The organism is Kribbella caucasensis (assembly GCF_004361855.1).
GTDB lineage: Bacteria > Actinomycetota > Actinomycetes > Propionibacteriales > Kribbellaceae > Kribbella > Kribbella caucasensis.
Genome location: NZ_SNWQ01000013.1, coordinates 237177 through 256609 on the forward strand (window position 1 = coordinate 237177; position 19433 = coordinate 256609).

18 protein-coding genes are annotated in these 19433 nt (G+C 68.8%); 12 read left to right on the forward strand and 6 right to left on the reverse strand.

All coding sequences use genetic code 11. The features are described from left to right. Positions 1 to 74: 74 nt before the first annotated feature. Entirely contained in the window at positions 75 to 1274 is a 1200-nt protein-coding gene (locus EV643_RS26095; protein ID WP_133802768.1) for a M20 metallopeptidase family protein, read from the reverse strand. 87 nt (positions 1275 to 1361) lie between these two features. Continuing rightward, positions 1362 to 2282, reverse strand: a complete 921-nt coding sequence (locus tag EV643_RS26100; protein ID WP_133802820.1) for a 5'-3' exonuclease — start codon at positions 2280 to 2282, stop codon at positions 1362 to 1364. A gap of 211 nt (positions 2283 to 2493) precedes the next feature. Here EV643_RS26100 and EV643_RS26105 point away from each other — a divergent pair, with 211 nt between their 5' ends. Next, the gene (locus EV643_RS26105; protein ID WP_133802769.1) at positions 2494 to 2934 is read left to right on the forward strand and encodes an Lrp/AsnC family transcriptional regulator; all 441 of its coding nucleotides are present in this window, start codon (positions 2494 to 2496) and stop codon (positions 2932 to 2934) included. Positions 2935 to 3160: 226 nt separating this feature from the next. On the opposite strand, the gene EV643_RS26110 is transcribed toward EV643_RS26105, so the two are convergent. Then, on the reverse strand, positions 3161 to 3790 hold the full coding sequence (locus EV643_RS26110; RefSeq protein WP_133802770.1) for a class I SAM-dependent methyltransferase: 630 nt from the start codon (positions 3788 to 3790) through the stop codon (positions 3161 to 3163). A 149-nt stretch (positions 3791 to 3939) separates the two neighbouring features. Then, positions 3940 to 5391 (reverse strand): KamA family radical SAM protein, encoded by a 1452-nt coding sequence (locus EV643_RS26115; protein WP_133802771.1) that lies wholly within the window; start codon positions 5389 to 5391, stop codon positions 3940 to 3942. Between the two features lie 159 nt (positions 5392 to 5550). Between EV643_RS26115 and kdd the strand changes: the two genes are divergently transcribed. From kdd to EV643_RS26150, 7 genes are all read left to right on the forward strand, one after another. After that, on the forward strand, positions 5551 to 6612 hold the full coding sequence (gene kdd / locus EV643_RS26120) for an L-erythro-3,5-diaminohexanoate dehydrogenase (RefSeq protein ID WP_133802772.1): 1062 nt from the start codon (positions 5551 to 5553) through the stop codon (positions 6610 to 6612). Between the two features lie 4 nt (positions 6613 to 6616). Further along, the gene (locus tag EV643_RS26125) at positions 6617 to 8218 is read left to right on the forward strand and encodes an amidohydrolase (protein ID WP_202869758.1); all 1602 of its coding nucleotides are present in this window, start codon (positions 6617 to 6619) and stop codon (positions 8216 to 8218) included. Then, positions 8206 to 9783 carry a lysine 5,6-aminomutase subunit alpha gene (gene kamD / locus EV643_RS26130; RefSeq protein WP_238165806.1) on the forward strand — a complete coding sequence of 526 codons (1578 nt, stop codon included), beginning with the start codon at positions 8206 to 8208 and terminating at the stop codon, positions 9781 to 9783. The genes EV643_RS26125 and kamD overlap by 13 nt, the downstream gene beginning before the upstream one ends. After that, positions 9780 to 10538, forward strand: coding sequence for a lysine 5,6-aminomutase subunit beta (kamE, locus tag EV643_RS26135; RefSeq protein ID WP_133802775.1), 759 nt, complete (start codon positions 9780 to 9782; stop codon positions 10536 to 10538). Before kamD ends, kamE begins: the two co-directional genes overlap by 4 nt. After that, positions 10535 to 10924, forward strand: coding sequence for a 3-aminobutyryl-CoA ammonia lyase (gene kal, locus EV643_RS26140; protein WP_133802776.1), 390 nt, complete (start codon positions 10535 to 10537; stop codon positions 10922 to 10924). The genes kamE and kal overlap by 4 nt, the downstream gene beginning before the upstream one ends. A 608-nt stretch (positions 10925 to 11532) precedes the next feature. Beyond that, positions 11533 to 13098, forward strand: a complete 1566-nt coding sequence (gene lnt, locus EV643_RS26145; RefSeq protein WP_133802777.1) for an apolipoprotein N-acyltransferase — start codon at positions 11533 to 11535, stop codon at positions 13096 to 13098. 37 nt (positions 13099 to 13135) lie between these two features. Further along, on the forward strand, positions 13136 to 13666 hold the full coding sequence (locus tag EV643_RS26150; protein ID WP_133802778.1) for an FxsA family protein: 531 nt from the start codon (positions 13136 to 13138) through the stop codon (positions 13664 to 13666). 176 nt (positions 13667 to 13842) lie between these two features. Here EV643_RS26150 and EV643_RS26155 read toward each other — a convergent pair whose 3' ends face one another. Then, on the reverse strand, positions 13843 to 14229 hold the full coding sequence (locus tag EV643_RS26155) for an RNA polymerase-binding protein RbpA (protein ID WP_133802779.1): 387 nt from the start codon (positions 14227 to 14229) through the stop codon (positions 13843 to 13845). Between the two features lie 301 nt (positions 14230 to 14530). On the opposite strand from EV643_RS26155, the gene EV643_RS26160 reads away from it, so the two are divergent. The 4 genes from EV643_RS26160 to EV643_RS26175 are packed head-to-tail and all read left to right on the forward strand — an operon-like array spanning position 14531 to position 18401. Next, positions 14531 to 15874 carry an efflux RND transporter periplasmic adaptor subunit gene (locus EV643_RS26160; protein WP_133802780.1) on the forward strand — a complete coding sequence of 448 codons (1344 nt, stop codon included), beginning with the start codon at positions 14531 to 14533 and terminating at the stop codon, positions 15872 to 15874. Then, entirely contained in the window at positions 15864 to 16556 is a 693-nt protein-coding gene (locus tag EV643_RS26165) for an ABC transporter ATP-binding protein (protein WP_133802781.1), read from the forward strand. The genes EV643_RS26160 and EV643_RS26165 overlap by 11 nt, the downstream gene beginning before the upstream one ends. Then, positions 16556 to 17785: an ABC transporter permease gene (locus EV643_RS26170; protein WP_133802782.1), complete on the forward strand. Its 1230-nt coding sequence runs from the start codon at positions 16556 to 16558 to the stop codon at positions 17783 to 17785. The genes EV643_RS26165 and EV643_RS26170 overlap by 1 nt, the downstream gene beginning before the upstream one ends. A gap of 13 nt (positions 17786 to 17798) precedes the next feature. Beyond that, a complete protein-coding gene (locus EV643_RS26175; RefSeq protein WP_133802783.1) occupies positions 17799 to 18401 on the forward strand; it encodes a hypothetical protein in 603 nt (200 codons plus the stop codon). Positions 18402 to 18574: 173 nt separating this feature from the next. On the opposite strand, the gene EV643_RS26180 is transcribed toward EV643_RS26175, so the two are convergent. Beyond that, entirely contained in the window at positions 18575 to 19432 is an 858-nt protein-coding gene (locus EV643_RS26180) for a MaoC family dehydratase (RefSeq protein WP_133802784.1), read from the reverse strand. Position 19433: the final 1 nt, after the last annotated feature.

Below are 19433 nucleotides of genomic sequence, written 5' to 3' on the forward strand. Positions count from 1 at the left end.
GGGTGGAGGTGGTGCCGGGTGCTTGGTGAGTGGTGGCGGTTCACGGACAGCCGAGCCGAGGGGCGGGGTTGGGGTCAGCCGCGGGCTAGGCGGCGTACTGCCAGTTCGGCTAGTAGGGCGGCGCCGTCGGGGAGGACGGAGTCGTCGAAGTTGGCCAAGGGGGAGTGGTTGTCGGCGGCGGCCCCGGGGTCGGGGGCGGCGCAGGCGCTGAGGTTGAGGTAGACACCGGGGACCTCGTTGAGGACGTAGGACATGTCCTCGGCGCCGCAGCGCGGATTGGCGCGCTCGCGGAACCGACCGGGGCCGAAGAGTTCGACGATGGTGTCCCGGGCGAAGCTGTACTCCGCCGGGTCGTTGACCGTCACCGGGTAGCCGAGGCGGTAGTCCACCTCGGCGGTCAGCCCGTGAGCGGCCGCCATCGCCTCGACCAGTTGCGTCGACGTCCGCTGCACCTTCGCCCGGGTCTCCGCGGAGAACGTCCGGACGGTCGCGTCGAAGAACGCGTCGTCCGGGATGATGTTCTCCTTCGTGCCGCCCGCGATCCGCCCGACGGTGAGGACGACCGGATCGAACACGTCGAACTGCCGGGTGATCATCGTCTGCAGGGCAGTCACCAGCTCGCAGGCCACCGGAATCGGGTCCTTGCCACGGTACGGCGTCGCCCCGTGTGTGCCTGCCCCGACGACGCGCACGTGCAACTGGTCGGCCGCGGCCATGAACGAGCCGGGCTTGCTGCTCCACATCCCCAACGGCTGGACGGCGGCCCCGACGTGCAGACCGTACGCCGCGTCCGCCCGCCGCCCGGCCGCGTCGAGCACACCCTCGCGGATCATGATCGGCGCACCGCCGGAGGTCTCCTCACCCGGCTGGAACATGAACACCACGTCGCCGGCCAGCTGGTCCCGCAGCTCGTGCAGGATCTTCGCCGCGCCGACCAGTCCCGCGACATGCAGATCGTGGCCGCAGGCATGCATCATTCCCGGGTGCGTGGACTTGAACGGCACGTCCACTCGTTCCGTGACCGGCAGCGCGTCCATGTCGCCGCGCAGGATGACGACCGGACCCGGCCCGCCACCGCCCCGCAGTACGGCGGTCACTGACGACAGCTCTTTGCCGACGGTGATCTCGAGGTCGAGGCCGTCGAGGGCCTCGAGGACGAGGGCCTGCGTCTTCGGCAGATCGAGGTCGTACTCCGGGACCTGGTGCAGCGCGCGGCGGAGCTCGACGATCTCGGAGCGGAACCGTTCGGCCAGTTCGAGGGTGCTGAGGGTCACGCGATTCCTTCCGGTGAGGTCATGCCATCGGGCTGATGCCGAGCGCGGACATCACGCATCATGCCGTCGGGCTGAGGCTGAGAACCGTCACGCCTTCGGGCCGAGCTTGAGTGCGGACATGACGCGCTGGGCGCTGCTGCCGAGCTCGAGCAGTTCGACCAGGTCGAGCCAGCGCTCCGGGTCCTGCACCTCGGTCGGCATCGTCGCGTCGAACGGCCCGACCGGTGCATCCTTGGCAACGGCAACCACCGTCGGCGCGACGTCCAGGTAGTCGCTCGAGTCGACGATCTTCCGCTTCACCGACGGCGACATCGGCGTCGACGGATCGACCGCGGCCTGCCGGATCTCGGCCAGCCCGCCGTACGCCGTGACGAGTGAGGCGGCCGTCTTCTCGCCGACCCCCTTGACCCCCGGCAGCCCGTCGGACGCGTCGCCGCGGAGGGTGGCGAAATCGGCGTACCGCGAGGCGGGGATCTCGTACTTCGCGAGCAGCGCCTTCTCGTCGTACACCTCGGCGCGACCAACGCCCTTCGCGGCCGTGTAGATCACCCGGATCCCGCGAGCATCGTCGATCAGCTGGAACAGGTCACGGTCGCCGGTCACCACGTCGACCGGCATCGTCGCGCGGTGCGAGAGGGTGCCGATCACGTCGTCGGCCTCGTGGTCGGGTGCGCCCACGATCGCGATGCCGAGGGCGTCCAGGCAGGCCCGGATGTACGGCACCTGGACCTCGAGCCGGTCCGGCACGTCCTCCACCTGGTCCCCGGCCGCGGTGACGAACTCGACCCGCTGCGCCTTGTACGAGGGGATCAGCTCGACTCGCCAAGACGGCCGCCAGTTGTCGTCCCAGCACGCGACCAGGTGGGTCGGCCGGTGGTTCTCGACCAGTCGCGCGATGAAGTCGAGCAGCCCGCGGATCGCGTTGGTCGGCGTCCCGTCGGCCGCCTTCATCGTGTCCGGCACCCCGAAGAACGCGCGGAAGTAAAGCGACGCCGTATCCAGCAGCATCAGCCGCTGCCCACTCTCAGCCATGCCCAGATGCTTTCACAACCGACCGACACTTGCCCGAGCCGTACTCGCGGGCGGAGGCTGCACCGTGATCAGAACGGCGGCCGCGGCCGGCGCCGCACTGCTCCCGGTCGGTCGCCGCCAGGGCGGTGCGTCTCACCCGCGAACAGATGTGCTGTTCTCGGCCGTCGCTCAGAGTAGGGTCTGGAGGATGGAGGACCTGGACCGCAAGATCGTCGCGCTGCTGGCGTCTGACGGGCGGATGAGTTTCACCGACCTGGGCAAGGCGACCGGGTTGTCCACATCGGCTGTGCACCAGCGGGTGAAGCGGCTGGAGCAGCGCGGGGTGATCCAGGGGTATGCGGCAACCATCGACCACACCGCGCTCGACCTGCCGCTGACCGCGCTGATCTCGATCCGGCCGATCGACCCGTCGCAGCCGGACGACTCACCCGAGCGGCTGCGCGAGGTCCGCGAGATCGAGTCCTGCTACTCGGTCGCCGGCGACTCCAGCTACGTCCTGATCGTCCGGGTCGCCACCCCGCTCGCGCTGGAGGAGCTGCTCGCCGTCATCCGCGCCCGCGCCAACGTCTCCACCACGACAACGATCGTCCTCAGCACCCCGTACGAACGCCGCCCACCCGCCCTCTGATCCACCCCCGGCCGAACCCGGCCGAACCCGGCCGAACCCGGCCGAACCCGGCCGAACCCGGCCGAACCCGGCCGAACCCGGCCGAACCCGGCCGAAACCCGGCTGGACCTTGAACAAGAACCGGCGACCTCGGACACGTTATTTTCGTGTTCACGCTCCCCGGTTGTTGTCCGAGGTCCCGATTCCCAGCGGCGCGGGAGTGGGGGAGGGGGAGGAGGGACGGCGGTTAGGTTGGCGTTTGGGCGAAGAAGGCGGCGTAGCCTCGGCCTGGGCGGGAGCCCGGTTCGGTGAGTTGGGCGGTGATGGTGAGGCCGGCCTGTTCGAGGGCTCCGACGAGGAGTTCGGGGCGGTAGAGGTAGGCGGTGTAGCTGACCGCATGGCCGTACGCCTTCTCCGGGCGCAGTACTTCGTCCTGGCCGGTGTGGGTGCCGATCAGCACGCGCCCACCCGGACGTAGTACCCGCTTGAACTCGACGAACAGCGCGGGCAACTCGGGCTGGGGGATGTGGAAGGTGGAGTACCAGGCCAGTACGCCGCCCAGCTCGTCGTCGCGGAATCTCAGCTCCGTCATCGAGCCGACCTCGAACGGGATCCCCGGGTTGTTGCGGCGGGCAAGTTCGACCATCTTGGGGGACAGGTCGATGCCGGAGACGGCACAGCCGGCCGACTTCAGATAGGCGGTGGTCCGGCCGGCTCCGCAGCCCAGGTCGGCGATCGGGTCGCCGGTCAGTTCGGCGAAGGCGTTGAGCATCGCGCGCTCCATCGGATTCCCCGCCATCCGATCCTTCACCAGCTCGTGATACGCGTCCGCGACGTTGTCGTATGACGCCCTCGTGGCGGCAAGGTGATCAGTCACCAGCGGAGAGTATTCCTCCGCCGCCGCGACCGCACACAGACCCCCTGACGTGCCGCACCAGGTCCCTCGCGCGGACAGCACATGTGCTGCCTGACCACCCACTCGCTGGTGCCGATGACCCCTGTGCAGCGGCACCAGCGAGGCAGGGGTCAGGTGATCTGGAGGAGCTTCTGGGATTCCGCGGCGGACCGGGACGCGGCGGCCTTGGCGGTGGCGGCGGCGAGGGTGTCGCCGGCGTGCTGCTTCCACCACTCCTGGCCCTCGGCGGGCAGCGTGTCGATCGGGTCGTAGTACTCGTGGGTGCGGTTCAGCGCCTCCGGGTCGTGCTGCTCGATCCCGGTCCGGTAGTTCTTCTTCCAGTACGAGATCCCGCGCACCTCGTCGTACTCCGACAGCTGGTGCACCCACCGCTTCCCGACGTACGGGACGTCGCACACGATCCGCGGGGTGGCGAAACCGGGCAGGTACCCGAGGATCCCGTGCTGCAGTCCCTGCGCCTCCCGCACCGAGACCCGCCAGTGCTCGGAGAACGGGATCATGTCGCACATGTAGAAGTAGTACGGCGTGATCGTGGCCCCGTCGAGCAACGCGAAGCACAGGTCGAGCAACTGCGGCACCGAGTTGTTCACGCCACGCATCAGCACGCCCTGGTTCCGCACATCGCGCAGGCCGGCCTCGAACATCGCCTTGGTCGCCTCGGCCACCAGCGGCGTCACCGACTGGGCCGCGTTCACGTGGGTGTGCATCGCGATCATCACGCCGCGCTGCCGGCCCAGCTGAGCGACCCGCTCGACGCCGGCCCGTACGTCGTCGGACAGCCAGTGCTGGGGGAGACCCATCAGCGCCTTGGTGGCCAGCCGGATGTCGCGGATGTTCTCGATCTCCAGCAGGCCGTTGAGGAACGCCTCCAGCCGCGGCCAGGGCATGTTCGCCACGTCGCCGCCGGACACCACGACGTCCCGGACTCCCGGGTTCCGGCGCAGGTAGTCGAGCATGTCGTCCAGCCGCTGCTGCGGCTTGATGGTGAACTTCAGCTTGTCGATCACCGGCGTCGAGTTCCCGACGAGGTCCATCCGGGTGCAGTGCCCGCAGTACTGCGGACAGGTGGGCAGCACCTCGGCAAGAACCTTCGTCGGATATCTGTGGGTCAACCCCTCCGTAGCCCACATCTCGTGCTCGTGCAGGGAGTCGCGGGCCGCGTGCGGGTGCGACGGCCAGTCTGTCCGGCGGTCGGTGAACATCGGCAGCATGTACCGGCGGACCGGATCCGCGTAGAACGCCTCGGTGTAATCGTCGGCGCCGTTAGGGACGATCGTGTTCAGCATCTGCGGCGGCAGCAGCATCGACATGGTCGCCCGCTCGGCCTGGTCCCGGGTCAGGTCGTCGTAGACCCGGTCCTCCAGCAGGTCGCCCATCACGCCGCGCAGTTGCTTGACGTTCTTCACGCAATGCGCGCGCTGCCACTGCACCGATCGCCACTCCTCGGCCGTGACGTCCTTCCAGCCGGGCAGCCGGGTCCAGTCGGGTTCGACCAGCTCGGTCCGCCGGTACGCGTACGGCTGGCCGTCGGCCACCACTTCGGGGCTGAGCAGATCAGTCACGTGAGTCCTCCACGGGCTCCACTGGCGATACGGTTCTGTGTGAGGATAGCGATAGAACTTCCCTCACATCCATCAGTATGCCGCAAGATTTCCGTCGAAGCCTGAGATCGATAGTATTTTCGCCCGGCTCGCGCCGAGCCGTGACCCGAAGGAGGACCCGTGCCGACAGCACCGAGCTCGCCCGTCGGACTGCACCGCGTGATCGAGCCCGCCGGCGTGTTGCCGCAGGCCGCGACCCGGCTGGACGCGCGCCCTGAGCTGTGGCCGGACGAGGTGCGGATCTCGGTGGAGCGGCTGAATCTCGACGCCGCCTCCTATCGGCAGCTGGCCGAGGCTCACGATCACGACGGCGAGGCGGTCAAGCAGGCCGTGCTCGGCATAGTCGGCGAGCGCGGCAAGATGCAGAACCCGGTGACGGGATCCGGCGGCATGCTCGTCGGTGTCGTCGACGAGGTCGGCCCGGAATCGCCCCTCGGGGTGAAGCCGGGGGACCGGGTTGCGACATTGGTCTCATTGACCCTCACCCCGCTTCGGATCACCGACGGCCTGGCCTGGTGGGATGGCAAGAGCGAGCAGGTCCCGGCCGAAGGGCATGCAATCCTCTTCGCCCGATCGATCGTCGCGAAGCTGCCGGCCGACCTTGCGCCGGAGTTGTCGCTCGCGGTGATGGACGTCTGTGGTGCGCCCGCGTTGACCGCTCGCGTGGTCCGCCAGTATGTCGACAAAGGCACAAAGCCTGTCGTGTCAGTAATTGGCGGCGCAGGTAAAAGTGGTTCGCTCTCGCTGGCCGCGGCCCGCCACACCGGAGCCTCGCGGACGATCGGCATCGTCCCGGTCCAGGCCGAGCAGGACAAGCTCACGGCCGCAGGGCTCGCAGATGTGGTCGCACTCGCGGACGCGCGCGATCCGGTCGCGCTGGCGAAGGCGGTCGAGCAGGCCGGGGGACCGGCGGACATCACGGTGGTCTGCGTGGATGTGCCCGGCTGCGAGCACGGCGCAGTACTGGCAACGGCCAATGGCGGCACGGTGATCTTCTTCTCGATGGCGACGTCGTTCTCGGCCGCTGCGCTCGGTGCGGAGGGCTTGGCGGCCGACGTGACGATGCTTGTGGGCAACGGATATGTGCCCGGTCACGCGGACTACGCGCTCGAGTTGCTGCGGTCGGTTCCGGGTGTCCGCGAGCTGTTCGAGGGCAGGATCGCGGCTGAGGGGCAGGATTAGCTCTGTGCGCACACTTCTGACGAACGGTTCCGTCTACTCTCCCGCCGACCCGCACGCGACCGCGATCGCGTTCGACGACGGCGTGGTCACCTGGCTCGGCGATGACACCGGCGCGAGTTCCTACGCGAGCGGCGCGGACGAGGTGATCGACCTCCAGGGCAAGCTCGTCACGCCTGCATTCGTCGACGCCCACGTCCACGCCGCGCAGACCGGCGCGCTGCTGACCGGCCTCGACCTTGCCGGCACTCGCAGCCTCACCGAGGCACTCGACCGCCTGGCCGCATTCTCCGCCGACCTTGGATCGGATGCCGTGATCGACGGCGCCGGATGGGACGAGACGAAGTGGCCCGAGGGTCGCCCGCCGACGTCCGAGGAACTCGACCGGGCCGCGGATGGTCGCCGCGTCTACCTGTCGCGGGTCGACGGCCACTCGGGTGTCGTCTCGTCGTCCCTGGCCGCAGCAGTTGACGGCCTGACCACGCAGACGGGCTTCGACGCCGGCGGCAGAGTTGAGCGCGCCGCGAACCACGCCGTACGGGATGCGCTGAGCGCGTTGGTCGGCCCAGAGCAGCGGTTGGCAGATGCTCGGGCAGCGGTCAAGGCGATGGCGAGCAAGGGCATCGGCGCGTTCCACGAGATGGCGGCGCCGCACATCGGGCCGCTATGGGAGCTGCCGCTGGTTCGGCAGGCCGCCGAGGAGCTCGGGCTCGCGGCGACCTTGTACTGGGGTGAGACCGGCGTCTTCGACAACGTGACGGCGTACGGACTCGCGGGCCTCGCCGGCGACCTCAACGCCGATGGCGCGCTCGGGTCGCGGACGGCTGCACTGCGGGAGCCGTACGCCGACCGCGCGGACCACCGTGGGCACGCGTACCTGACGGCTGAGCAGATCGCCGAGCACGTGATCGCGTGCACCGAGAACGGCATCCAGGCCGGCTTCCACTGCATCGGTGACCTTGCCCTGGACAACATCGCTCGCGGATTCGAGCTCGCCGAGGAGAAACTCGGCGTACAGGCTCTGGTCGCCGCGCGGCACCGGCTGGAACACGTCGAGATGCCCGACGAGGCCGTGATCGCCACGCTCGCGCGATGCGGGGTCGTCGCGTCCGTGCAGCCGATGTTCGACGGACTCTGGGGCGGGCCGGACGACATGTACGCCGACCGCGTGGGCGACCGCTGGCAGGGGATGAACCCCTTCGGTTCGCTGACCCGCGCGGGCGTAGTACTGGCCTTCGGGTCGGATGCTCCGGTCACCGAGCTCGGTGGTTGGGAGGCCGTGCGGGCGGCTGCGTTCCACCACAACCCGGCCGAGCGGATCACCGTGCGGGCAGCGTTCCAGGCGCACACCCGGGGCGGTTGGCGGGCTGCCGCGATCGACGACGCCGGAGTGCTCGCGCTCGGCACCGCCGCGACGTACGCGGTGTGGGAGAGCGACGCGGAGCTTGTCGTCCAGACGCCGGACCAGCGGGTCGCCGCGTGGTCGACCGACCCGCGCGCGGGCGTCCCGGTGTTGCCCGACCTGAGTGACCAGGCCCCTGTGCCGACCTGCCTGCGGACAGTCGTTGGTGGGCGGATCGTCTACGACTCCGAAGGATGGCCGTCGTGACCCGTGCTGTGAAGAAGCTCGACCTAGACCCGGTCACCGTGCGGAAGGCGCGAAGCCTGGCCCGCAAGGCCGGGCGGCCGATCGTGAACCTGGCCCGCCAGCACACCACGGTGTCGGTCGAGCGCGCCGTACTACGGCTCGCCGGGCTTAGGGGTGCCGACACAGAAGGCATCCCCTGGGTGAACCGGCTCGCGGACACCGTGCGGGCCGACGTCGGTCTCGAGCACGGCCTCGCGCTGCCGGTGTGGGACGCGTTGATCCGCGGCGAGGCCGAGGACCTGTCCGTGCTCGCGCAGAAGGCGGCGACGGGCTCGGTCACGTTCCGCCTGCCGGAGGGGCGCGACGCAGTACGGGCACGAGCGGCGGCGCGGAAGGCGGCGGCGTACGGGCTGAAGCGGATCGACGCGCGCCGCCGGGAACGAGACCGGCTGATCAAGCGGCACGGTGATCCGGAGCAGCGGCCGTGGATCTACCTGATCGTTGCCACCGGCGACATCTACGAGGACATCCCGCAAGCGCAGACGGCCGCGCGGGAGGGCGCCGACATCATCGCGGTGATCAGGTCGACCGGGCAGTCGTTGCTCGACTACGTGCCGGAAGGTGCGACCCGGGAAGGGTTCGCGGGGACGTATGCGACGCAGGAGAACTTCCGGCTGATGCGGGCCGCGCTGGACGAGTCGTCGCGCGAGCTCGGCCGGTACGTCCGGCTGACGAACTACGCGTCCGGGCTGTGTATGCCGGAGATCGCGACGCTGGCCGGGCTCGAGCGGCTGGACATGATGCTGAACGACTCGATGTACGGGATCCTGTTCCGCGACATCAACCCGATCCGCACCTTCGTCGACCAGCGGTTCAGCCGGCAGATCCACGCCCGCGCCGGGATCATCATCAACACCGGTGAGGACAACTACCTGACCACGGCGGACGCGGTCGAGGCCGCGCACACGGTGACGGTGTCGCAGCTGCTGAACGAGTACTTCGCCAAGGAGGCCGGGCTGGCGGACTGGCAGCTGGGTCTCGGGCACGCGTTCGAGATCAACCCCGACCTGCCGGACTCGTTCCGGCTGGAGTTGGCGCACGCGATGCTGGCCCGGCAGCTGTTCCCGGACGCGCCGCTGAAGTGGATGCCGCCGACCCGGCACATGACCGGTGATGTGTTCCGCGGTTACCTGCTGGACGGATTCTTCAACCTGGTCGGCGCGATGACCGGGCAGGGGATCCTGCTGGTCGGGATGATGACTGAAGCCGTCGTGACGCCGTGGATCTCGGATCGCGATCTGGCGCTGCAGAACGTCCGGTACGTCTTAGGTGCTGCCGGCAACCTTCATGAGGACTTCCGGCCGGAGCCGAATGGGTTCATCGCTACCCGCGCCCGCCAGGTGCTGGCCGAATCGGTCGAGCTGCTCGAGGAGATCGTCGACGACGGCCTGCTGAACGCGATCGGCGACGGGACGTTCGGGTTGATGAAGCGACCGCAGGACGCCGGCCGCGGCCTCGACGGCGTCGCCCGCCGGTCCGACGTGTACTACAACCCAGCGACCGAGTTGCTGGAGGAGGCGCAGTGAGCATCATCAGGCCGTACGGCGACACGACCGGGGACGGGATGGTCCAGCTGTCGTTCACGTTGCCGATTCCGCACGACAAGCTGGCCGAGGGCGCCGCGGTCCAGCTGGCCAACAAGATGGGTATGGAACCTGCGTTGGTCGTGCACTCCAAGGCGATGGGGCCGGACTTCACCTTCTTCGTGGTCTACGGAGCGGTGAACCACTTGGTCGACACCAGCAAGGTCGAGGTGGTCGAACGCGACTACCCGCTGCTGTCGCCGAAGGAGGCGAACCTTGCCATCCGCAAGGGATTGCGCCGCCGGCTGACCGTGGTGGGCGCGTGTATCGGTACCGACGCACACACCGTGGGGATCGACGCGATCATGAACATCAAGGGGTTCGCGGGGGAGAAGGGCCTGGAGTACTACCGCGAGCTGAAGGTGGTCAACCTCGGCGCCCAGGTCGCCGTACCGGAGCTGGTCCGCCTGGCCAAGACGGAGAAGGCGGACGCGATCCTGGTGTCGCAGGTGGTCACCCAGCGCGAGGCGCATGTGCTGAACACCAAGGAGATGTCGGCCGCCTTCCGGGAGGCGTACCCGGAGCACGCCCGGCCCGTACTTGTTGCCGGAGGCCCCCGTTTCACAGAGCAGATGGCGGCCGAGCTCGGGGTCGACCGCGTGTTCGGTCGCGGCACCACTCCGGGGGAGGTGGCCAGCTATCTGGTCGACGCCCTTGTCACCCGCCGGATCCGTACGCCCAACAGGAGAAGCGCATGAGCAAGGCCGAAGTCGGTCTGACCGTCACCCATCGCCGGTACGTCCCGTACAGCCACGCGCACTACGCGGGCAACCTCGTCGACGGGGCTTACGTGCTCGGTCTGTTCGGTGACGTCGCGACCGAGGTGTGCATCCAGGCCGACGGAGATGAGGGGTTGTTCGCGTCGTACTCCGATGTGCAGTTCGTGCAGCCGTTGCGGGCCGGCGACGTTGTGGAGGTGAAGGCAACGATCACCCGGGTCGGCAATCGGAGCAGGGAGATCTCGTTCGCCGCGTCGGTGGTGTGCCGGGGACGGCCGGACGTGTCGGAGTCGGCGGCCGAAGTACTGGCCGAGCCGCTTGTGATCACGCGCGCAACCGGGACGGTCGTCGTACCGGCTGGGTGACGAATAGTTGCCGAGGGTAACGATTACATGGAGTGCCGAGACGGCTCTGTAACGTGACCTGGCGGATCGTGGGCCGTTGATCCAGGTAGGGCGGGCAGTAGTGTTACAACGCCTTGAAGGAGGCTCGGAGAGGTTGACACAACCGCGGCGAACGAGCATCGTTTTGGGGGTCGTCATATCCCGTTTCTTCAACGGTCACGAGAAGTTCTGCCGCCGGATGATCCCGCGACGCTGACCAGGCCAGTGCCAGGCTTGAGTCGACGGGGGCTGAGATCGCCGGTGGTTAGCCCCCCGCGGGGCAGAGGTGGAAGAGGCTCGGTGCCCAGTAGACAACAGCCGGGCGGCTCGCATCCAGTGAGTCCGTCGGTTGGTCCGAAGGGCGGCCGAGCCTCTTTCCTCTCGGTCAGCGCAGCCCTCTCGGTCGCACAGCGCCGCGCTGGTTCGTGCCTGTCCTCGCCCGCGTGACGGATACATTTGAACTCGCGGCGGTCTCGTAACACCCCTCCGGACAGTTCTGCGTCCCTGACCGGATCCATCCTGGTCCGTCGCACGTTGTACCGTCGTGCGACCGGCACCCGCCGGGCGGTGTGAGGCCAGGAGGAATCTGAGTGGAGCGGCTGAAGGCGTTCGGACGACTGATGCCGCGACTGGTGGTGGCTGTCGGCGCGGGGGTGCTGCTCGGCTACTCCTTCGAGCCGCACGACCATCCGTGGTTCATCGTGGTCGCGATCCCGCTGTTCCTGGCGGTGCTGAACGGCGTCTCGGTGAAGGCCGGCATCCTGCTCGGGGCCGGCTTCGGCATCGCGTACTACGCGGTCCTGGTCCCGTGGTTGAGCATCATCGGCGGCGACGCGGCGATCGCCCTCGCGATCCTGGAGGGCCTCTTCTACGCGGTCTTCGGCGCGTTCGCGAGTCAGGCCCTGAAGCACCGGCTGTGGATGCTCTGGATCCCGTGCATGTGGGTGGCGACGGAGTACGCGACGGCCTCGGTGCCGTTCGGCGGTTTCCCCTGGGGGCGGCTCGCCTGGGCGTTTTCCGATTCCCCGATGGGCAAACTCGCCTCGCTGGTGGGCATCCCCGGGTTGAGCTTCGCGATCGCGCTGCTGGGCGTTCTCGCGTACGCCGTACTACGGCGCAAGAGCGCCTTTGGCCAGCGCGCGATCGCGTTGGTCGCCGGAGTCGCGATCGTCGGCGGCAGCGCACTGATCTCGCTGGACAAGGACGGCGACGGCAAGACCGTGACGGCCGCGATGGTCCAGGGCAACGTTCCGGGCAAGGGCCTGGAGTTCCTCGGCCGCGCCCGCACCGTGACCCGCAACCACTTGAACGCGACGCTCGATCTGCAGAAGCGGGTCGCGGCCGGGTCCGAGGTGAGACCGCAGATCGTGATCTGGCCGGAGAACTCGACCGACATCGACCCGTACAAGGACGCCGAGACCCGGGCCGACATCGAGCAGGCGGTGAAGGCGGTCGGCGTACCGATCCTGGTCGGCGCGGTGCTCGAAGGGCCGGGCGAGAACGAACGGCAGACCACCGGCATCGTCTGGGATCCGGTCACCGGGCCGGGCCAGGTCTACGCGAAGCGGCATCCGGTGCCGTTCGGCGAGTACATCCCGTTCCGCGAGCAGCTGCTGCCGTACATCAAGCGGCTGGAGATGGTCGGCCGGCAGACCGCTCCCGGCAAGGTGCCCGGCGTGCTGAAGATCGGCGACGTCACGTACGGCGACGTGATCTGCTTCGAGGTCGCGTACGACGATGTCGTGGCGGACGTGATGAAGGGCGGCGCCCAGGTTCTCGTGGTGCAGACGAACAACGCGACGTACGGCGGTACCGGGCAGCCGGAGCAGCAGTTCGCCATCACCCGGATGCGCGCGATCGAGACCGGGCGGACCGTGCTGATCGCGTCCACGTCCGGGATCTCCGGGGTGGTCCGGCCGGACGGATCGGTGGAGCACAAGTCCGACCAGTTCGTGCCTGACGTGTACGTGGCGCAGGTGCCGGTCCGGGACAGCAAGACGCTGGCGACCACGCTGGGCGGCTGGCCGCAGTGGACCTTGACCGGCCTGGGGATCATGGGAGCAGTGCTGGCGTTGCTGGCCCGGCGCCGGACTCGCTCTGCCGATCCCGGTACTCCGCCGGCGGCGACTCCCAGCCGCGAGAAGGTGCCGGTGTGAGCCGGGCCTCAGGGTGCGAGATGGCAGAGGGTGTGAGATGAAACGGTTGCCTTGGTTCGTCGCGTTGGCGCTGCTGGTCGTGCCGGTCGTGGAGATCTACGTGATCATCCAGATCGGCCAGGTGATCGGCGGCTGGCCGACGGTCGGGCTGCTGCTTGTCGAGAGTGCGCTCGGAGGCTGGCTGATCAAGCGTGAGGGCAGCCGCGCCTGGAACGCCCTCCGCAAGGCCGTCGAGACCGCCAAGATGCCCGGTAAGGAGCTCGCCGACGCGGCCCTGGTCCTGGTCGGCGGCACGCTGCTGCTGACCCCGGGGTTCGTGACGGACGTCTTCGGCTTCTTCTTCGTCCTGCCGTTCACGCGGCCACTGGCCCGCAAGGTACTGGCCGCCTTCCTCGGCCGCCGCATCGTCGCCCAGCTCGGCGGCAACCCCATCACCGGCTTCATGCCCGGCACCTACCGCCCACCCACCGCCGAACAGGCCGACGAAGCCCGCCGCCGCATGTCCCCCGACGTCGTCGAAGGCGAAGTCATCACCCCCGACGACCCCCCACCCACCCAAACCAAGTAGTCCCGCCCGCCCCGCGCACAGCGCCCGCGCCGCCCCCGCGCAGTACGGGGCGCTGGCCGGCGGGCGGCGTACGCGGCGGGGAACCGGCGAGCGGCGTACGGGGCCGGACGGGGGTGGGGAGACGGCGAACGGGCCGTCGCCGCGGGTGCGGGACGGCCCGTTCGGGGGCTTGCGGGTCAGGCGGTGCGCTTGCCGCCGGTGGAGCGGGTGCGGTGGAGATGCGCCGGGCCGATCTCGCCGTTGCGGAGCAGCTGGACGCGCTCGGCGAGGAGCTCCTCGAGTTCGGAGATGCTGCGGCGCTCGCGCAGCATGTCCCAGTGGGTCCGGGCCGGCTTCTCCTGCTTCGGCTCCGGCTTCTCACCGGTGGATCGGGCGGCCTCGTTGCCGCAGTGCGGGCACTCCCAGACGGCGGGCACCTCGGCGTCGTGCGCCATGGTCACCTCGACCACGTGACCGCGGGGGCAGTCGTATGTGATCGTCTGGCGCGGCGCGAACTCGACGCCACGGTCATCCTCGAAGCTGACCCCACCCAGCCCCGAACCACGCAGAACGCGATTAGACATGTCAAACCTCCGAGATTCGTCATCCGTGCCAACGGTCGGCCGACCCGGATCATTCCCATTTTGGCATGCCCGAGCCAGCCGTACGCACCTGACAGGGCGCCGCGCCGCATGTCGTGACTAGCTGTCATCAGCCGTTCACAAATAGACGGGGGCGGTGGGGTGGGGAAGGCATCTGGCACCGTGTGTCGCGCGCCAAAGCACCGGATCAGCAGGTTTTCCACAGCGAGCAGCCGGATTTTCACAGCCAGTTGCCAGGAATCACCGATCGATTCCTCAGCATCTGTCCCTAACGTCTGCGTCCATGGTCCTCCCGCGCCACAAACTCCGTGGCCTCAGTGTGCTCAACGTCGCCCTGGTCGTGATTGTTCTCACCATCGCCGTGACCGCCTACCTCCTGTTCTTCCGGGACGAGTCGGAGGCAGCCAGTACGACGCGCCCGACGGCGACCGTGGCCCGTGGTGAGGTGACCGCCAGCGTGAGCTCGAGCGGGACCCTGGACAGCTCCCAGTCGGCCTCGCCGCAGTTCGAGACGTCCGGCACCGTGACCGCGATCTACGTGAAGGTCGGCCAGGTGGTCGCCAAGGGCGCCGCGATCGCGAAGGTGGACGCGACCGCCGCCGAGCGCCAGGTCCGGATCGCCGAGCAGAACCAGATCGCCGCGGACAACTCGGTCGAGGCCGCCGAGGAGTCACTCACCAACGCCGAAGAGGCCGCCGAGGCTGCCGAGGAAGCCGCGGCCTCCCCAACGCCGACGCCGACCTCCGGGCAGACCCAACAGCAGTCCCAGACGCAGACCCAGGATCCCGAGGTCGCCGTCACCAACGCGAAGGCCAGCCTCGCCCGCGCGAAGGCCGACAAGGAGCAGGCCGACCAGAACATGGAGGCCGCCGAGGCCGCCGTCGACGCGACCACACTGAAGGCGCCGATCGCCGGCACCATCACCGCGGTCAACGGCACCGTGGGATCTGTGGCCGGCTCATCGTCGGGCAGCACCGGAAGCTCCGGCTCAGGTACAGAGACCGGAACCTCATCCTCAACCTCAGGTCAAGCCACCAGCACCGGCGGATTCGTCGACATCGCCGACCTCAAGTCGCTCCAGGTGGTCGCCGCCTTCCCCGAGGCCGACGCGATCAAGATCAAGGCGAAGCAGTCCGCCACCGTCACCCTGAACGCCGACCCCAACACCAACCTGTCCGCCACCCTCGTCTCGGTCTCGCCGACCCCGACCACCACCAACGGCGTCGTCTCGTACTCCGCGACCTTCAGCCTGGCCAAGTTGCCGGCCACCGCCCGGATCGGGCAGACCGCGAACGTGTTGGTCCAGACCGCGAAGGCGACCAACGCGCTCTACGTGCCCAGTACCGCGATCGTGACCAGCGGTACGACGAGCACGGTGACGATGGCCAACGGCGGCGGGAGCCGCGAAGTACAGGTCGGGGTGCGGGGGGACAGCTTCACCCAGGTCACGTCCGGGCTGGCCGAGGGGGAGCAGATCGAGTTGCTCCAGGGCGCGATCGGTACGGCGAACTCGGGTCAAGCGGGTCAGGGCCGGACCGGGCAGTTCCCGGGCGGCGGCCAACTCCCCGGTGGTGGGCAGGGCGGGTTCGGCCAAGGTCAGGGCCAGGGGGCGAACAATGGCCGGTGACGTCCTGATCGACATCCGGGACGTGACCAAGACCTACGGCATCGGCGAGACCGCGGTGCACGCGTTGCGCGGCGTGTCCCTCCAGGTCCAGGCCGGCGAGTATGTCGCGGTGATGGGTTCGTCCGGGTCCGGCAAGTCCACGTTGATGAACATCCTCGGCTGCCTCGACGTACCGAGCCGGGGCGAGTACTGGCTGGACGGGACGAACGTGGCCCGGCTGACCGAGGACCAGCAGGCGCTCGTCCGCGGCCGCAAGATCGGGTTCATCTTCCAGTCGTTCAACCTGATCCCGCGCACCACCGCGATCGCGAACGTCGAACTGCCGCTCACCTACGCACATCTGCGCCGGGCCGAGCGGCGTCAGCGGGCCCGCCGGGCGCTGGAGCTGGTCGGCCTCGCCGATCGCGAGGACCACCGGCCGAACCAGCTGTCCGGCGGTCAGCAGCAACGCGTCGCGATCGCCCGGGCGCTGGCGACCGGTCCGCGGATCCTGCTCGCCGACGAACCGACCGGCAACCTGGACAGGCACTCGACCGACGAGGTGCTCGGCATGTTCGACGAGCTGAACTCCGACGGCCGGACGGTCGTGGTGATCACCCACGAGACCGAGGTGGCCCGCCGCGCGCGCCGGCTGATCCAGGTGTCCGACGGCCGGATCGTCGCCGACGAGGTGACCCGCTGATGTCACCCCGCGACCTGTTCGGGGCCGCCATGCGCGGTCTCGGTGCGAACAAGCTGCGCTCGTTGCTGACCGTGCTCGGTGTTTCCATCGGTGTCGGCGCCGTCATCGTGCTGGTTGCTGTCGGCAATGGTTCCGGCAAGGCGGTGCAGGACCGGCTGGAGGCGATGGGGACCAACCTGCTGACCGTGTCGACGACTGGCGGCGGTGGCGGGTTCATGCGTGGCCAGGCGGGTCCGTCCGCCCAGCAGTACGCGCTGACCATGGACGATGCTCAAGCCCTTGCCGACAAACAGTTGGCACCGGACGTCGCTTCGGTGGCGCCGGTGATGACGAGCACCGGTACGGCGACCAACGGGGACACCAGTTACACCGTCAACCAGGTGATCGGCACGACCCCGGAGTACCTGCCGGCGACGAATACCCCGATCGAGTCGGGCCAGACGTTCACCCAGCAGGACGTGGACACCTCGCAGCGAGTAGTTCTCCTCGGACAGACGGCGGCCACCGAGCTCTTCGGCCGACCGGGGTCCGCGGTCGGTCAGACGATCAAGCTGGGGTCGGTCGACTTCGCCGTACTGGGTGTGCTCGCGAGCAAGGACAGCACCGGGTTCTCCGATCCGAACGCGGCGGTCGTCGTGCCGATCAGCACGTTGCGGGCGACCCAGGCCGGGTACGGCGCGCTCAACCAGATCGTGGTCCAGGCGGCCGGCAAGGATCGGGTGGACGTGGCGCAGGCCGAGGTGACCCAGTTGCTCACGGCCCGGCACGAGGTGCCCGCGGATCAGACCTCGCCGTTCCGGATCACGAACTCCGCGCAGATCCTGCAGACCAGCCAGGACACCGCCGCGACCTTCACCGCGTTGCTGGCGACGGTGGCCGCGATCAGCCTGATCGTCGGCGGGATCGGCGTCACCAACATCATGCTCGTCACGGTCACCGAACGGACCCGCGAGATCGGCATCCGCAAGGCGCTCGGCGCGCGGCGGCAGGCGATCCTCGGCCAGTTCCTGATCGAGGCGACGCTGCTCAGCCTGATCGGCGGTGCGGTCGGGGTGGGTGCCGCGCTGATCGTCAGCCGGTTCGAGCTGGCCGGGGTACAGCCCGTGCTGGTGCCGTCGTCGATCGCGCTTGCCTTCGGCGTGTCCGCGGCCGTCGGCCTGTTCTTCGGCAGCATGCCCGCGCACCGGGCCGCCGGCCTCCGCCCCATCGATGCCCTACGCCACGAATGAGAGAGGTCCACTGATGAGCCAGACACCGAGCAACCAATCACCGGGCAACCAAACACCGGGCAACCAGACACCGGGCAGTCAGGCACCCGACGACTTCACCCAGATCGGGTCGGATGCGGAGGTCGACGCGGCGCTGCAGCCGAAGAAGACGCTGAACTTGCCGATGGCAACGGCCATCCTGACCGGCATCGTCGTGCTCGCGGTCGGCCTGGCCGGCGGCGCCGGGCTGCACGCGGCCTTCGCCTCGGACAGTACGTCGAACCAGCAGCAGGCGGGTCGCGGCGTAGGCGGCGCCGGGTACGGCGGCTTCCGCGGCCAGGGGCAGGGTCCTGGTGGTCAAGCAGGACAGGGGAACGCCGCGGTCGGGACCGTGGTGTCGGCGAACGACCAACAGTTGGTCGTCAAGACCCAGACCGGCGACGTCACGGTCAAGCTCACCGGCGAAACCACGTTCGAGATCACCAGCACCGGTACCGCCGCCGACCTCAAGACCGGCCAGCAGGTCGTCATCACCGGCGAAACCACCGACGGCACCCTAACCGCCCGCTCCATCCGCCAAGGCGAATTCCCCACCACCTTCGGCCGAACCCCCAGCGCAACCCCCTCCACCCGCTGACACCCAACATCCCGACCACCCAACCACCCGCTGTGGCTGGCGTGCATTTGGACAGGAGGTGGTCGACTTATCGCGCGCCGGCCGAGCCGCCCTGAGCGTGAAGCTACTGGGTCCTAGACGACTACGTCCTGTCGACCGGTACAGACAACCAGCCGTCGCGACCGGCGCTGGGCCTAGCGGGGTTGGAGTTGGCCGATCAGGTGGGTCAGGTCGTGGGTTTCGTCGTAGATGGCGAAGTCGACCACGCCGTCGGTACTGCGATGCCCGAACTGGACGCGGGACGGCAGGAGCAACGGCTTCCGGAAGTCGACCCGGACGGTGAACGCATCCGGCAGCCCCTCGGCCCGCTGGATCGAGGCGAGCGCCGCCGCCTTGGCCCACATCCCATGCGCGATCTGACGCGGAAACCCGAACGCCTGCGCCGACAACTTGAACAAATGGATCGGATTCCGGTCACCCGACGCCGCGGCGTACCGGCGACCGAGGTTGCCACGCAGATCCCACCAGGCCGACGGCTCGAGCGAAGGGTCGGACAGCAGATCGGCGTGCGCGGACGACGTCCCCGAAGAGCGACTGAGCAGCGTGGTCGTGTCCGTCCAGACGACCTCGTTGAAGACCCGCACCTCGCTCTCGATGTCGAACACCGTGCCCTTCGGATGCGCCCGCTCTGGCCCGCTGTGCACGCGAATGTCGAGCTCGGCATGCATCGGGATCGGCCGCAGTTGGGTGATCGTGTTGGACAGATGCACGATCCCCATCGGCCGGTACGGGAACGACGGGTCCGACATCAGATCGAGGTGCAGTGGAAACGCCAGTACATGCGGATACGTCACCGGCAACGCCGGCCCCGGGCTGAATCCCGTCACCTCCCGGTACGCCGCCAGGTGGTCCTGGTCGACGGCCGCCTGCGGGAGTTCCAGGGTCAGCCCGTCCTCGTCAGGCTCGTACTCCGCCTTGCGTAGCGTCGCCTTGACGGTCCGGGCGTAGAGCGAGCCGAATCCGGGCGTGTCGTCGTACCGGCGGGTCGGCATC

Coding starts and splice junctions, on each gene's coding strand:
- EV643_RS26100 (WP_133802820.1), bottom strand. CDS start 2,282: ATGCTGCTGGATACGGCGTCGCTTTACTTCCGCGCGTTCTTCGGGGTG.
- EV643_RS26105 (WP_133802769.1), top strand. CDS start 2,494: ATGGAGGACCTGGACCGCAAGATCGTCGCGCTGCTGGCGTCTGACGGG.
- kamD (WP_238165806.1), top strand. CDS start 8,206: ATGGCCGTCGTGACCCGTGCTGTGAAGAAGCTCGACCTAGACCCGGTC.
- kal (WP_133802776.1), top strand. CDS start 10,535: ATGAGCAAGGCCGAAGTCGGTCTGACCGTCACCCATCGCCGGTACGTC.
- EV643_RS26150 (WP_133802778.1), top strand. CDS start 13,136: ATGAAACGGTTGCCTTGGTTCGTCGCGTTGGCGCTGCTGGTCGTGCCG.
- EV643_RS26155 (WP_133802779.1), bottom strand. CDS start 14,229: ATGTCTAATCGCGTTCTGCGTGGTTCGGGGCTGGGTGGGGTCAGCTTC.
- EV643_RS26160 (WP_133802780.1), top strand. CDS start 14,531: ATGGTCCTCCCGCGCCACAAACTCCGTGGCCTCAGTGTGCTCAACGTC.
- EV643_RS26165 (WP_133802781.1), top strand. CDS start 15,864: ATGGCCGGTGACGTCCTGATCGACATCCGGGACGTGACCAAGACCTAC.
- EV643_RS26170 (WP_133802782.1), top strand. CDS start 16,556: ATGTCACCCCGCGACCTGTTCGGGGCCGCCATGCGCGGTCTCGGTGCG.
- EV643_RS26175 (WP_133802783.1), top strand. CDS start 17,799: ATGAGCCAGACACCGAGCAACCAATCACCGGGCAACCAAACACCGGGC.
- EV643_RS26180 (WP_133802784.1), bottom strand. CDS start 19,432: ATGCCGACCCGCCGGTACGACGACACGCCCGGATTCGGCTCGCTCTAC.